At 76.3% G+C, this 13,535-nt stretch carries 11 protein-coding genes and 1 pseudogene; 9 read left to right on the top strand and 3 right to left on the bottom strand.

Annotated elements, in window-relative coordinates:
• The 6 genes and pseudogenes from ACZ4XJ_RS05485 (at position 1) to ACZ4XJ_RS05460 (ending at position 7,300) form a co-directional block, all read left to right on the top strand.
• Entirely contained in the window at positions 1 to 1,344 is a 1,344-nt protein-coding gene (locus ACZ4XJ_RS05485) for a M20/M25/M40 family metallo-hydrolase (RefSeq protein WP_468495464.1), read from the top strand.
• A gap of 10 nt (positions 1,345 to 1,354) precedes the next feature.
• Positions 1,355 to 3,374: pseudogene (locus ACZ4XJ_RS05480) on the top strand (prolyl oligopeptidase family serine peptidase).
• A gap of 33 nt (positions 3,375 to 3,407) precedes the next feature.
• Positions 3,408 to 3,656: a LapA family protein gene (locus ACZ4XJ_RS05475; RefSeq protein ID WP_362882245.1), complete on the top strand. Its 249-nt coding sequence runs from the start codon at positions 3,408 to 3,410 to the stop codon at positions 3,654 to 3,656.
• Between the two features lie 83 nt (positions 3,657 to 3,739).
• Positions 3,740 to 4,342, top strand: a complete 603-nt coding sequence (locus ACZ4XJ_RS05470; protein WP_468495391.1) for a GNAT family N-acetyltransferase — start codon at positions 3,740 to 3,742, stop codon at positions 4,340 to 4,342.
• Positions 4,339 to 5,238, top strand: coding sequence for an arginase family protein (locus ACZ4XJ_RS05465; protein ID WP_468495390.1), 900 nt, complete (start codon positions 4,339 to 4,341; stop codon positions 5,236 to 5,238). Before ACZ4XJ_RS05470 ends, ACZ4XJ_RS05465 begins: the two co-directional genes overlap by 4 nt.
• Positions 5,239 to 5,302: 64 nt before the next feature.
• Positions 5,303 to 7,300, top strand: coding sequence for a DUF5107 domain-containing protein (locus ACZ4XJ_RS05460; protein ID WP_468495389.1), 1,998 nt, complete (start codon positions 5,303 to 5,305; stop codon positions 7,298 to 7,300).
• A 144-nt stretch (positions 7,301 to 7,444) separates the two neighbouring features.
• Here ACZ4XJ_RS05460 and ACZ4XJ_RS05455 read toward each other — a convergent pair whose 3' ends face one another.
• Positions 7,445 to 8,308, bottom strand: coding sequence for a methyltransferase domain-containing protein (locus ACZ4XJ_RS05455; protein WP_362882252.1), 864 nt, complete (start codon positions 8,306 to 8,308; stop codon positions 7,445 to 7,447).
• A gap of 235 nt (positions 8,309 to 8,543) precedes the next feature.
• Here ACZ4XJ_RS05455 and ACZ4XJ_RS05450 point away from each other — a divergent pair, with 235 nt between their 5' ends.
• The 3 genes from ACZ4XJ_RS05450 (at position 8,544) to ACZ4XJ_RS05440 (ending at position 12,012) form a co-directional block, all read left to right on the top strand.
• Entirely contained in the window at positions 8,544 to 9,803 is a 1,260-nt protein-coding gene (locus tag ACZ4XJ_RS05450) for an aminotransferase class I/II-fold pyridoxal phosphate-dependent enzyme (protein ID WP_362882254.1), read from the top strand.
• 72 nt (positions 9,804 to 9,875) lie between these two features.
• Positions 9,876 to 10,616, top strand: coding sequence for a formylglycine-generating enzyme family protein (locus ACZ4XJ_RS05445; RefSeq protein WP_468495388.1), 741 nt, complete (start codon positions 9,876 to 9,878; stop codon positions 10,614 to 10,616).
• Positions 10,603 to 12,012, top strand: a complete 1,410-nt coding sequence (locus ACZ4XJ_RS05440) for an amidase (protein WP_468495387.1) — start codon at positions 10,603 to 10,605, stop codon at positions 12,010 to 12,012. The genes ACZ4XJ_RS05445 and ACZ4XJ_RS05440 overlap by 14 nt, the downstream gene beginning before the upstream one ends.
• Positions 12,013 to 12,038: 26 nt before the next feature.
• Here the strand turns inward: ACZ4XJ_RS05440 and ACZ4XJ_RS05435 are convergent, their stop codons facing one another.
• Together ACZ4XJ_RS05435 and ACZ4XJ_RS05430 are read right to left on the bottom strand one after the other, a co-directional pair.
• Entirely contained in the window at positions 12,039 to 12,665 is a 627-nt protein-coding gene (locus ACZ4XJ_RS05435; protein WP_468495386.1) for a DedA family protein, read from the bottom strand.
• On the bottom strand, positions 12,662 to 13,438 hold the full coding sequence (locus ACZ4XJ_RS05430) for an MBL fold metallo-hydrolase (protein ID WP_362882261.1): 777 nt from the start codon (positions 13,436 to 13,438) through the stop codon (positions 12,662 to 12,664). Before ACZ4XJ_RS05430 ends, ACZ4XJ_RS05435 begins: the two co-directional genes overlap by 4 nt.
• Positions 13,439 to 13,535: the final 97 nt, after the last annotated feature.

Genomic DNA, 13,535 nt, shown 5'->3' with positions numbered 1-13,535 from the left:
ATGCGCGCGGCGGCCGAGGGCAACGGGGCACTGGACGGAACGGCGTTCGACGAGGTGGTCGAGTTCACCTCCGCGCTGATCCGCATCGACACGAGCAACCGGGGCGGCGGTGACTGCCGCGAGCGTCCCGCCGCCGAATACGTCGCCGAGCGGCTGGCCGGCGCCGGGCTGGAACCCCTCCTGTTGGAACGCACCCCGGGCCGCACCAACGTGGTGGCCCGCCTCGCGGGCACCGACCCCACCGCCGCGGCCCTCCTCGTCCACGGCCACCTCGACGTGGTCCCCGCCGAGGTCGCCGACTGGAGCGTGCACCCGTTCTCCGGCGAGGTCCGGGACGGGGTGGTCTGGGGCCGGGGCGCCGTGGACATGAAGAACATGGACGCGATGCTGCTGGCCCTCGTACGGGCCTGGGCGCGCCGGGGCGTACGGCCGCGCCGGGACATCGTGATCGCCTACACCGCCGACGAGGAGGACAGCGCCGTCGACGGGTCCGGATTCCTCGCCGACCACCACCCGCACCTCTTCGAGGGCTGCACGGAGGGCCTCAGCGAGTCCGGCGCCTTCACCGTGCACGCCGGCGGCGGTCGCGCCCTCTACCCGATCGCGGCCGGCGAACGCGGCACGGCATGGCTGAAGTTGACCGCGCACGGCACCACCGGCCACGGCTCCAAGCCCAACCGGGCCAACGCCGTCACCCGGCTCGCCGCCGCCGTCGCCCGGATCGGCGCGCACGAATGGCCGGTCCGCCTGACCGACACCGTCACCGCCTGCATCACCGAACTCGCCGCCCTGCAAGGTCTGTCGGTCGACCCCCGGGCCGCCGGTTTCGACGTCGACGCCCTGTTGCCCCGGCTCGGCCCGGTCGGCGCCCTCGTCGACGCCACCGTCCGCAACAGCGCCAACCCAACGATGCTCAGCGCCGGTTACAAGCTGAACGTCATCCCCGGCCACGCCACCGCCTACGTCGACGGACGCATCCTGCCCGGCGGGGAGGCCGAGTTCATGGCCACCCTCCAGGAACTCACCGGCCCCGACGTGCACTGGGAGTTCCACCACCGGGAGGTCGCCCTCGAAGCCCCCGTCGACGGACGCACCTTCGCCGTGCTGCGCGAGTCCGTCGAGCACTTCGACCCCGACGGACACGTCGTCCCCTTCTGCATGGCCGGCGGCACCGACGCCAAACAGTTCTCCCGGCTCGGCATCACCGGCTACGGCTACTCCCCGCTCAAACTGCCCCCCGGCTTCGACTACTGGTCCCTCTTCCACGGCGTCGACGAACGGGTTCCCGTCGACGCCCTCCACTTCGGCGTCCGCGTCCTCGACCGCGCCCTGCGCGCGCTGTGAGGGGGGCCCGGTGACGGCCGTCCCCGGCCCGGACCTGCCCTACGGCAGCTGGCCCTCCCCGATCGACGCGGCCATCGCCGCCTCCCACGACGGCCGCCCCGAGTACCTGGGCGCCGTGGGCGCCGAGGTGTGGTGGACCGAGCCCCGCCCGCGGGAGGGCGGGCGGCGCACCCTCGTGCGCCGCCCCGCCGACGGGCGGCCCGCCCGGTCCGTGCTGCCCGCCCCGTGGAACGTACGCAGCCGGTTCACCGAGTACGGCGGCCTGCCCTGGGCGGGCGCCGAACGGCCGACCGGCGGACCGCTCGTGGTGTTCGTCCACCACGCCGACCAGCGGATGTACGCGTACGAACCCGACGCATCCGCCGGCACCGGCCCGCGCCCCCTGACCCCCCTCTCCACGGTCGGGGGCGGCCTGCGCTGGGCCGACCCGGTGCTGCGCGGCGCCGAGGTGTGGTGCGTGCTGGAGGAGTTCACCGGCCCCGGGCCGGGCGACGTGCGCCGGGTGACCGTCGCCGTACCGATCGACGGTTCGGCCGCCGCGGACCGCGGCGCCGTACGGGAGCTCACCGACGACCGGCACCGCTTCCGGACCGGGCCCCGGCTGTCCCCCGACGGGCGGCGGGCCGCCTGGCTGGTCTGGGACCACCCCCGGATGCCCTGGGACGGCACCGAACTGCAACTCGCGGACGTGACCCCGCACGGCGCGCTGGGCGCGCCCCGCACCGTCCTCGGCGGCCCCGACGAGGCCGTGGCCCAGGTGGCGTGGGCGGCCGACGGGAGCCTGCTCGCCGTCAGCGACCGCAGCGGCTGGTGGAACCCGTACCGGGTCGACACCGGGGGCGGCGGGGCGGTCAACCTGTGCGCCCGCGAGGAGGAGTTCGGCGGCGCCCTGTGGAAGCCCGGCCTGAGCTGGCTGGCGCCGCTGCCCGGCTCCAGCGCCGACGGGTCCGGCGGCGGCCCGCTCGCCGTCCTGCACGGCCGCGGCTCCTCGGTGCTCGGCGTCCTCGACCCCGACAGCGGCGACCTCGTCGACGTCGCCGGCCCCTGGACGGCCTGGCAGCCCACCCTGGCCGTCAGCGGCACCCGCGTCTACGGGGTCGCCGCGAGCCCGCGCAGCGCCTACGAGGTCGTCGAACTGGACACCGCGACGGGCCGCGCCCGCGTCGTCGGCGCCCACGCCACCGACCCCGTGGACCCCGCCCACTACCCGGAGCCGCAGACCAGGACCTTCCCCGGCCCGGGCGGCCGGGAGATCCACGCGCACGTCTACCCGCCGCACCACCCCGCCGTACGGGCCCCGGCCGCCGAACGGCCCCCGTACGTGCTGTGGGCGCACGGCGGCCCCACCGACCACGTGCCGCCCGCCCTGGACCTGCACATCGCCTACTTCACCTCGCGCGGCATCGGCGTCGTCGAGGTGAACTACGGCGGCTCCACCGGGTACGGCCGCGCCTACCGCGAGCGGCTGCGCGAACAGTGGGGGGTGGTCGACGTCGAGGACTGCGCGGCCGTCGCCCGCGCCCTGGCCGCCGAGGGCACCGCCGACCCCGCCCGGCTCGCGGTCCGCGGCGCCAGCGCCGGCGGTTGGACGGCGGCCGCCTCGCTGGCCGCCGGCGACCTCTACGCCTGCGCCGCGATCATCTACCCGGTCCTGGACCTGCGGGGCTTCGCCGCCGAGACCCACGACCTCGAATCCCACTACACCGACGGCCTGGCCGGACGCGGACAGACCCTGGCCCTGCGCTGCCGCGAACGCTCCCCCGGTGGCCCGCGCCGACCGGATCACCGCCCCCTTCCTGCTGCTCCAGGGGCTGGAGGACCCGGTCTGTCCGCCCGCCCAGGCCGAGCGGTTGCTGACCGCGCTGCGGGGCCGCCCGGTACCGCACGCGTACCTCACCTTCGAGGGCGAGGGCCACGGCTTCCGACGCGCGGAGACGATGGTCACGGCCCTGGAGGCGGAGCTGTCCCTGTACGCGCAGGTCTTCGGGATCGACCGGGACGACGTCCCCCGTCTGGCCCTCCACAGCTGACCGCCGACCGCCCCGCGGGCGGATCATGGGCCCATGACCCACCAAGCCCCCAAAGGCGCCTCCTCCCAGGGCCGCGGCACGTTCACCCCGGCCCGCGTGGGCTTCCTCGCCCTCGCGGTCCTCACCCTCGTCTTCATCTTCGAGAACACCCGGTCGACGGAGATCCGGCTGCTGGTCCCGATCGTCACGATGCCCCTGTGGGTGGCGCTGCTGAGCACGGCGGTGCTCGGCGGTCTCTGCGGGGCCTACCTGGCCCTGGGCCGGCGCCGCCGCCCGACGTGACGCGGGCGGCGGCGGCCGGCAGGACGAAAACGCCCTCGGTGACGATCACCGGAGGATGCCGTTCCGGCCCCTAGCCTGGGGCGATGGAACATTCGCACTACGTCGTCACCGGTCCGGCGGTCGGCCTGCGGCCCTTCCGCCCGTCCGACGGACCGGAGTTCACCGCCCGCGCGCACGAGAGCCGGCACCTGCACCACCCCTGGCTGTTCCCGCCCGTCACCGTGGCCGAGTACGAGCCCTGGGCGGCCCGCCTCGCGGGCGACGAGGGTCGCGCCGGGTTCCTGGTCTGCGAACTCGCCACCGGCGCCATCGCCGGCTTCGTCAACGTCAACAACATCGTGCTGGGCGCCTTCCGGTGCGGCGCCCTCGGCTACGGGGCCTTCGCGCACGCCGCCGGACGCGGGGTGATGGGCGAGGCCCTCGACCTGGCCGTCGAGCACTCCTTCGCCCCCACCGACCGGGGCGGCCTCGGGCTGCACCGCCTGGAGGCCAACATCCAGCCGGCCAACGCCGCCTCGATCGCCCTGGTCAGGGGCCGCGGCTTCCGTCTGGAGGGGTTCTCCCCGGACTTCCTGCACGTCGACGGCGCCTGGCGCGACCACGAACGCTGGGCCGTCACCGCCGTCGAACCCGGTCGGACGAATCCCGGGACGACGGAGGCCGCGTCGCCCAGGATGGGCTCATGAGAAGCCTCGTCCTGCTCGACGCCCCCTCCAACCTCGGCCTGCGACCGCCCGCGCCCGGCGCCGTGCCCGGCGTCTACAAACTGGCCGGCGCGCTGCGCGAGCAAGGGCTGCTGCACCGGCTCGGCGCCCGCGAGGGCGGGGTCGTCGTCCCGCCCCGCTACGACCGGGGCGACTGGCGGGAGGGCGACGGCGTCTTCCACGCGGCCGCGCTCGCCGGATACACCACCGTCCTCGCCGACCGCGTCGAGAAGCACCTGCGGGCCGGCGAGTTCCCCGTCGTCCTCGGCGGCGACTGCTCCGTCCAACTCGGCGCCGCCCTCGCCATGCGCCGCATCGGTCACTACGGCCTCGCCGCGATCGACGGGTCCGCCGACTTCCGCCACCCCGGCAACGAGGCCGTCAACGGGCCCGTCGGCGCCGCCGCCGGCGAGGAACTCGCCCTGGCCACCGGCCGCGGCCAGGCCGACCTGAGCGACCTGGAAGGCCTCGGCCCCTACCTGCGCACGGAAGACGTACGCCTGTTCGGGCTCCGGGACGGCGACGCCGACCTCCCCGAACTGCGCGCCGCCGGGATCACCGCCGCCACCGTCGGGGACATCCGCGAGCGGGGCGCCGCCGCCATGGCCCGGGCCGCGCTGGAGGGACTCCACCCGCCGCGCACGGACGGCTTCTGGATCCACCTCGACGCCGACGTGCTGGACCCGTCCGTCATGCCCGCCGTCGACAGCCCCGAACCCGGCGGGCTGCTGCCCGACGAACTGGCCGGGCTGCTCGGGGTACTGGCCCGCTCGCCGCGCTGCGTCGGCATCAACGTCACCGTCTACGACCCGGACCTGGATCCGGACGGGCGTGCGGGAGCCCTGCTCGCCGACCTCGTCGCGGACGCCTTTGCGTAATCCTGACCGGTGGTGATCCGCGGAACCCCTGTGCACCGACCGCGCCGGCGTGTTCCCTTTCCTCATGGCCACCACCGTCCGACGTGCCCTGCTGACCCTTCCCGCAGCCCCGTTGGGTCCCGACAACCCCCTTCCCGCCCTGCGCGCCCCCGACGGGGTGCACGCGCCGGACCGACGCGCGCGCGGCGGGCTGCCGCGCGACACGGACCGTCGCATCGGGCACGAGCCGCCGCGCTCGCTGCTGCCCGTACCGGTCCGCGACGGCTACGGACGCGAGCGCGCGGAGCGGGAGTTCGCATCGGTCGTCATCGACAACGGCAGGCTGCGCGTCACCGTGCTGCCCGAACTCGGCGGCCGGATCCACTCCCTGGTCCACCTGGCGACCGGCCGCGAACTGCTCCACCGCAATCCGGTGTTCCAGCCCGCCAACCTCGCCCTCAACGGAGCCTGGTTCGCCGGCGGCATCGAATGGAGCATCGGCGCCGGCGGACACGGCACCCTGTCCTGCTCCCCGCTGCACGCCGCCCCCGTCCCCGCACCCGACGGGGGCGTGATGCTGCGGATGTGGGAATGGGAACGGCTGCGCGACCTGCCGTTCCAGGTGGACCTGTGGCTCCCCGCCGACTCGGAGTTCCTGTACGTCGGCGTCCGCGTCCGCAACCCGCACGAACGCCCCGCGCCCGTGTCCTGGTGGTCCAACGCCGCCGTCCCCGAGGAGCCGGGCACGCGCGTCCTCGCCCCCGCCGACGAAGCCTGGCACCTCGGCCGCGAGGGCTCCCCGCGTCGCGTCCCCGTACCCGTGTGGGAGGGCGAGGACCGGACCCACCCGCTGCGCAGCGAGTACCCGAGCGACTTCTTCTACGCGGTCCGCGACGCGGACGCGGAGCGGCCCTGGATCGCCTCCCTCGACGCCGACGGGTACGGGCCGGCCCAGGCCTCCACCGCCCGGTTGCGCGGCCGAGAGCTGTTCGTGTGGGGCGCCGGAGCGGGCGGCCGGCGCTGGCAGGAGTGGCTGACCGGGCCCGGCGCCGGCGGCTACGCCGAACTCCGGGCCGGTCTGGCCCGCACCCCACTGGAACACGTACGCCTGGAACCCGGGGCCGAGTTCAGCTGGTTGGAGGCGTACGGGCCCCTGAGCGCCGACCCCGCCCGGGTGCACGGCGCCGACTGGGCGGCCGCCCGCAGGGCCGCCGCCGAGGCCCTGGACGCCGTCCTACCGGCCGCGGCCCTCGACGCCGCCCACAAGGCCTGGCGGGCCCGCGCCGACACCGAACCGGGGGAGCGGATCGCCACCGGCTCCGGCTGGGGCGCCCTGGAGGTGCTGTGCGCGGGCCACGACCTGCCCGGCACCCCCTTCGAGGAATCCACCCTCGGCGCCGCCCAGGAACCCTGGCTGCGGTTGTGGCGCACCGGGGTGCTGCCCGCGCCGCGCAAGGCGGGCCCGCCCGGCGAGGCCCTCGTCGCCGGGCACTGGCGGGACATGCTGGAGACGGCCCCCGCCGACCCGCTCACCGAGTACCACCTCGGCGTCGCCCAGTGGCACGCCGGTGACGTGGCCCAGGCCGTACGGAGTTGGGAGCGCGGCCTGACCCTGGCCCCCTCCCGCTGGCCCCTGCTGCGCTGCCTCGCGGTGGCCGACTCCCTCGCCGGGGATCCGCTGCGGGCCGCCGACCGGTACGCCGAGGCCTTCGCGGACCTGGTCGAGCGGAGCCGGGGCGGCGAGGCCTGGACCGCCGCCGAATCCGCCCTGGGTCGGGAGGCGATGACCGCGCTGCTGGCCGCGGGCCGGCCGGCCGCCGCCCGGGAGGTCTGGGACGGGCTCCGCCCGACGCTGCGCGAGCAGGGCCGGTTCAGGCTGCTCGCCGCCCGGTTGCTGGCGGCGGAGGGCCACGTCGGCGCGGCCCGCCGGCTCTTCGAGGACGGCTTCGAACTCCCGGACCTGCGCGAGGGCGAGGAGGCCCTGTCCGAACTCTGGGCCGAGCTGACGGACGCCCCGCTGCCGCCCGCGTACGACTTCCGGGTGCGCCCGCCGGGCGGGTCGGGCCCGGCGGGGTCGGCCTGAAGGGCCTTCACGCGGGGCCGAGTTCGGCCCGGACGAACTCGACCACCGGGCGGCGCGGTCGGGCGTGGGCGGCACCGGCCGCGTACCGGGGGTGCCGGGCGAGGGTCACCGGGCACCGCCCGTGGGGCCCTTTTGGTCGACGTGCTAGGCCCGGCAGATCAGTTCGCCGTTCAGGACGGAGAACCAGGCGTCCGGAGCCTCGCCCCAGGTGCGCCAGGCGTGGGCGGCGGCGTCCAGGTCGGCGCGGGTGGCGTGGCCGCCGTCCATGGCGATGGCCGCGTAGGCGGAGGCCGTCGTGCGGTCCGCCCACAGGGAGGACCACCAAACCCTCTCCTCGGCGGTGGCGTAGCACCACGCCGTCGCGGACGCGGTGATCTCCGTGAAGCCCGCCGCGCGCGCCCACGACAGCAGGCGCCGGCCCGCGTCGGGCTCGCCCCCGTTGGCCCGGGCCACCCGCCGGTACAGGTCCAGCCACTGCGCCAGGCCGGGGGTGGCCGGGTACCAGGTCATCGCCGCGTAGTCGGCGTCGCGCACGGCCACGATGCCGCCCGGCCGGCACACCCGGCGCATCTCGCGCAGGGCCCGTACCGGGTCGCCGACGTGCTGCAGCACCTGGTGGGCGTGGACCACGTCGAAGGAGTCGTCCGGGAACTCCAGGGCGTGGACGTCCGCCGTGCCGAAGTCGATCGCCCCGGCCAGGCCGCGTTCGGCGGCGTGGGCACGGGCCTGTTCGACGACGTCCGCCGCCGCGTCCACGGCCGTCACCCGGCCGTCCGGGGCGACCAGCAGGGCCAGGTCCGCCGTGATGGTGCCGGGTCCGCAGCCCACGTCCAGCACCCGCATCCCCGGGCGCAGTTCCCCGGTCAGGTAGGCGGCCGAGTTGGCGGCGGTGCGCCAGCGGTGGGAGCGCAGCACCGACTCGTGGTGGCCGTGCGTGTAGACGGCCGTCTCGTGGGCCGCGTCGGGCTCGGGTGCGTGGGCGTCGGTGGCTCGGGCGGTGTCGTTCATGGCGGAACCCCTCCTCGTCGAAGCGTCGTTGATCACGGTAGGGGATGCGACCGTCATGTGAGACCTGTGTTCTGACATGTGGACACGCAGCTTGTGCGGCAAGGGGATGGGATGGCCGCACGGTGGGATCTCGTGCGGGGCGTGTTCGGTGGACGGGCCGACGGGCGAGGTAGCCCGAACAGCCGTATAAAGGGCAGGTACGGGTCGGCGGCGGAAGGCGGACGCGGTGGCGGGGATGGCCGAGGGGACGACGCACGGCCCGGGCACCGCCCGGGCCTGGGGACCGGTGTCCGTGGGACGCGGGCCCGTCCGGTACGGGCCCCCCGCCCCGGAACCCGGCCTACCCGCTCTCCCGGAGCTGACCGCGGCCCTCACGGCCGCCGCGGACCGGGCCGCCCCCGAACCGCCCGGCGGCGCGGAGCCCGTACGCGAGGCCGCCTGCGGGCACTGGGCCCGGCGCGGGCTCGCCACCGCCCCCGAGAACGTGGCCGCGGGGCCCGGCGCCCCCGCCCTGCTGCTGGCCCTGCTCGGCGCGTACGGCGGCGACGTGCTGCTGCCCCGCCCCTGTCCCGCCTGGTGGACCCCGCAGATCCGCCTGCTGGGACGACGGGCCTACCACGTGCCGACCCCCGCCGAGTGCGGCGGCGTACCGGACCCCTACGCCCTGCTGGAGACCGTACGCAGGGTCCGCGCCGAGGGCGGCGACCCGCAGGTGCTGCTGCTGTCCGTGGCCGACGACCCGACCGGGACCGTGCCGCCGCCCGAACTGCTGCGGGAGGCCTGCGAGGCGGCGGAGTCCGCCGGACTGTTCGTGGTCAGCGACGAGAGCTGGCGCGACACCGTCCACCGGCCCCACGACACGCTGGTGCTGAGCCCCGCCGAGATGCTGCCCGACCAGGTCGCCGTCCTCGTCGACCTCTCCGGGGCGCTGTTGCCCGGCGGCTGGCCGGCCGCCGTGCTCCGCCTGCCCGGCACCCCCCGCGGCACCTGGCTGCGCGCCCGGACCCTGGACATCCTCACCGCCACCGGCGCCCTGATCGCGGGCCCCGTCGCCGGAGCCGCCGCCCACGCCCTGGACGAACCCGACGCGGTCACCGCGCGGGCCTACGCGGCCGCCGCCCTGCACGGCTCGGTCGCCGCCGCCGCGCACCGGGTGCTGCTGGCCGCCGGGGCGTTCGCCCGGCCCCCGGAGGCGGGCCGGCACCTGTACGCCGACCTGACGCCGCTGCGTGCCGGCCTGGCCCGGCACGGGGTGGGCGACGCCATGGAACTGGAGGACTGGCTCGGCGCCCGACTGGGCGCGGCGACCCCCGGCGGCCAGCGCTTCGCGGACGACCTGGGCGCGCTGCGGGTCCGCCTCGCGACCGGGCCGCTGCTGGGCGGCGACCCCCGACAGCGGCTGGCCGCGTTGGAGTCCCCGGACCCGCTGGGCCTGCCGCACGTCCGGAACGCGCTGGACGGCCTCGGCTCGGCCCTCGCCGAGCTGGCGGACTGATCGCGGCCCGCCGCCGAGCCGGCGCACCGCCCGCCGCCCGACGCCGAACTGGTGTCGTAGGATCCCCTGTTCATGGACGCGAGTGCGGAACCCGGGATGATCGACGTCCCGCCGGGGCGGGTCACCCTGTCGGACCGGCGGACGCGGCGCAGCTGGGCCGTGGACCTCCCGGCGTACCGGATCGCGGCGCTGCCCGTCACCCAGCACCGGTACGCCCAGGTCACCGGGGTGCGCCCGAGCGCCTCCCGGGGCGACCGGCTGCCCGTCGAGAGCGTGTCCTGGTGGGACGCCGTCCGGTTCTGCAACGCGCTTTCGCGGGGCGAGGGCCTGGCGCCCGCCTACCGCTTCCACCCCGACGGCCAGGGCGTCGACCTCGACGGGTCCGCCGACGGGTACCGGCTGCCGACCGAGGCCGAATGGGAACACGCCTGCCGGGCCGGCACCACCGGACCGCACTACGGGCCCCTCGACGAGATCGCCTGGTACCGCGGCAACTCGGACGAACGCATCCACGAGGCGGGCGGCCGGCTCCCCAACGCGTGGGGCCTCCACGACATGCTCGGCAACGTCTGGAACTGGTGCTGGGACCTCTACGACCCCGAGGTCTACGGCAGTTACCGGGTGCTGCGCGGCGGCGGCTGGTTCGACGAGCACTGGAGCTGCCGGGCCTCCGCGCGCCGCCGCAGCCACCCGAGCTTCCGGGTCGAGGACGTCGGCTTCCGCGTGGCGCGCTCCGTGGCGCCGACCCCGACCCCGACCGCGAGCAGGAACACCACCGCCCAGGACCGGAAGGAAACCGATGGACGACCGTGAGCTGGTGTTCCTGGGCGCCGCCCGGCAAGCCGAACTCGTACGCGCCGGCAAGGTGTCGGCGCGTCGGCTCGTGGAGGCGACCCTGCGCCGGGCCGAGCGGCTCGACCGCCTCGGGGCCTTCCGCGTACTGCTCGGGGAGCGCGCCCTGGCCGAGGCGGACACCCGCGACGCGGCCCTCGCGGCCGGCGGGCCCGACGCGGCGGGGCCGCTGCTCGGCGTCCCCGTCGCGATCAAGGACGAGCTGGACGTCGCCGGCGAGGTGACCGGCTTCGGTGGCGCCGCCAACCTCACACCGGCCCCGCACGACGCCGAAGCCGTCCGACGGCTCCGGGCCGCCGGGGCCGTGATCATCGGGAAGACCACGATGCCGGAGTTCGGCCAGTGGCCGTTCACCGAGTCGGCCGCGCACGGCTGGGCCCGCAACCCCTGGAACCCCGCGCGCACCACCGGCGGATCCAGCGGGGGCAGCGCCGTCGCCGTCGCCGCCGGTCTGGCCGGCGCCGCGCTCGGCGGGGACGGCGGCGGCTCGATCCGGATCCCGGCCGCCTGCTGCGGCCTGTTCGGCCTCAAACCGCAGCGCGGCCGCGTCCCCACCGCTCCGCACCCGCACCTCTGGTACGCCCTCGGCACCATCGGACCGCTCACCCGCACGGTGCTGGACAGCGCCCTGCTGTACGACGTCCTCAGCGGCCCCGCCGAAGGGGACCGCTGGGCGGCCCGACCCGCCCCGACGAGCTTCGTCCACGCCGCGTCCACCGAGCCCGGCAGGCTCCGGATCGGGTACTCGGCCGCCCCCGCGGTACCCGGCGTGCGCCCGCACCCCGAACACGTCGCCGCGCTCGCCGACACCGTACGGATCCTGCGCGAACTGGGGCACGACGTCCGGGAGGTGGACCCGCGCTACCCCGACACCACCGCTGCCTTCGCGGCCCAGTTCTGCGGCGGTGTACGCGCCGAGGCGGCGGCCGTGGAACGGCCCGAGCTGCTGGAGCGACGCACCCGCGGCACGCTGCGCCTCGCCCGACTGGCACCCGAGGCCGTGGTGGAACGGGCCGTGCGCGCGGGGGAGCGGCTGGCGAAGCGGGCCGGCCGCTGTTTCGCCGGGGCCGACCTGCTGCTCACCCCGACCCTGGCCGCCCGGCCCCGACGGGTCGGCGCCCTGGACGGAGTCGGGGCGGTCGGCGCGACGGTCCGCTCGCTGCCGATGATCGCCTACACCGCCCTGTGGAACGTCACCGGTCACCCCGCGGCTTCGGTTCCGGCCGGCTTCGGCTCGGACGGACTCCCGCTCGCAGTCCAACTGGTCGGCAGGGAACACCAGGAGACGACCCTCCTCCAGGTCGCCGCCCAACTCGAAGCGGTCCGCCCCTGGGCCCACCGGACGCCCGGCCCCTGAGCCCGCCGCCGACCGACGGGGCACGCCTACCGCCGGGCCAGCCGCCACCCGGCCGGGCCCGCGCTGATCAGCAGCGTGACGCCGACGGCCAGCGCCACGCCCTTCCAGGGCTCGGAGAACAGCGAGCCGCCCAGGATCCCGATCAGCCCGTACGTCGCCGCCCAGGCGAGGCAGGCCGGGGCGTCGCCCCGGGCGAAGCGCCGCAACGGCATCCCGGCCAACAGGCAGGCGAGCATCACCGGGATCCGGCCCGCCGGGACCAACCGCGACAGCACCAGCACCATCACGCCGTTGTCGTCGAGCTTCGCCCGCGCCCGCTCCAGCCGCTCCGGCGTGGCCCGGCCGCGCAGCGACTCCAGCCAGCGCGAGCCGCCCCGCGAATGCACCCCGCGCCGGCCCAACCAGTACAGCGCGACGTCCCCGAGGAACGCCGCCGAAGCGGAGACCCCGAACACCAGCAACAGCCCGAACGGCAGCGCCTGGTGATGGAACGCCACCACGGCCGCCGTACTCACCAACGTCCCCGTCGGGATCACCGGCACCAACGCGCCCAGCGCCACCAACACGAACAACGCCGGGTAACCGAGCGCCTGTTGCGTGCCATCCGGCGGCACCTGACCGGCGGCCGCCACCGCCTCCCGCCACGGGATCACGGCAGCCGCACCCGCTCCCCGTGCGCCGGCACCCGTACCGTCACCTTCGGCGCGAGCCGCAGCGCGTGCCGCGCGAACTCCTCGCCCGGCGCGTGGAACTCGTGCGGGCGCACCGCGTCCATGCCGATCGGCCAGTACGTCCCGTAGTGCACCGGCACCGCCGCGGCAGGAGCCAGCTCCGCCAGCGCCCGCGCCGCCCGCTCCGCGTCCAGGTGCCCCGGACCCAGGTACGGGCCCCAACCGCCGACCGGCAGCAGCGCCACGTCCACCGGCCCGACCTCCTCGGCCATCGTGTCGAACAGACCCGTGTCGCCGGCGAAGTACGTCCGCGACGCGCCCTCGACCACGTACCCCAGCGCGGGCGACCGGTGCGGCCCGAACGGCAGCCGCCGCCCGTCGTGCCGCGCGCTGACCACCCGTACCCGTACGTCGTCCCGCACGGCGACCTCGTCGCCCGGGGCCACCTCCGCCACCACCAGGTCACGCAGCTCCGCGAGCCGCTCCAGCCCCGGCACCGCCCGGCGCGCTCCGTGCGGCACCACCACGCGGGTCCCGCGCGGCACCCGGGCCAGCGACGGCAGGTGCAGGTGGTCGGAGTGCAGGTGCGACACCAGCACCATGTCGGCCCGGGCCGCCTCGGGCGGCGGCAGCGCCCCGCGCCGCCGCCGCAGGTGCGCGAACCGCCGGGCGAACAACGGGTCGGTCAGCAGCCGTACCCCCGAGTCCCGCACCGTGCACGTCGCGTGCCCCCACCAGGTGATCTCGACCGCCACTGCGACCCTCTCCCTCCCTCGACCCCCTCCCGAGCTTAGGGGTGACCGCGGGGATCCGCGCGGACGTGACCTCCCCGGACCGATCCGGCGACCCGAT

The organism is Streptomyces sp. NPDC029836 (assembly GCF_055574495.1).
Note: the sequence above shows the minus strand (reverse complement) of the source record. Positions and strands in the feature narration are given on the sequence as shown.

Excerpts from the sequence above, each read along its gene's own strand:
- ACZ4XJ_RS05440 (WP_468495387.1), top strand. The coding sequence starts at position 10,603 with ATGGACGACCGTGAGCTGGTGTTCCTGGGCGCCGCCCGGCAAGCCGAA.
- ACZ4XJ_RS05475 (WP_362882245.1), top strand. The coding sequence starts at position 3,408 with ATGACCCACCAAGCCCCCAAAGGCGCCTCCTCCCAGGGCCGCGGCACG.
- ACZ4XJ_RS05470 (WP_468495391.1), top strand. The coding sequence starts at position 3,740 with ATGGAACATTCGCACTACGTCGTCACCGGTCCGGCGGTCGGCCTGCGG.
- ACZ4XJ_RS05485 (WP_468495464.1), top strand. The coding sequence starts at position 1 with ATGCGCGCGGCGGCCGAGGGCAACGGGGCACTGGACGGAACGGCGTTC.
- ACZ4XJ_RS05465 (WP_468495390.1), top strand. The coding sequence starts at position 4,339 with ATGAGAAGCCTCGTCCTGCTCGACGCCCCCTCCAACCTCGGCCTGCGA.
- ACZ4XJ_RS05455 (WP_362882252.1), bottom strand. The coding sequence starts at position 8,308 with ATGAACGACACCGCCCGAGCCACCGACGCCCACGCACCCGAGCCCGAC.
- ACZ4XJ_RS05450 (WP_362882254.1), top strand. The coding sequence starts at position 8,544 with ATGGCCGAGGGGACGACGCACGGCCCGGGCACCGCCCGGGCCTGGGGA.
- ACZ4XJ_RS05460 (WP_468495389.1), top strand. The coding sequence starts at position 5,303 with ATGGCCACCACCGTCCGACGTGCCCTGCTGACCCTTCCCGCAGCCCCG.
- ACZ4XJ_RS05445 (WP_468495388.1), top strand. The coding sequence starts at position 9,876 with ATGGACGCGAGTGCGGAACCCGGGATGATCGACGTCCCGCCGGGGCGG.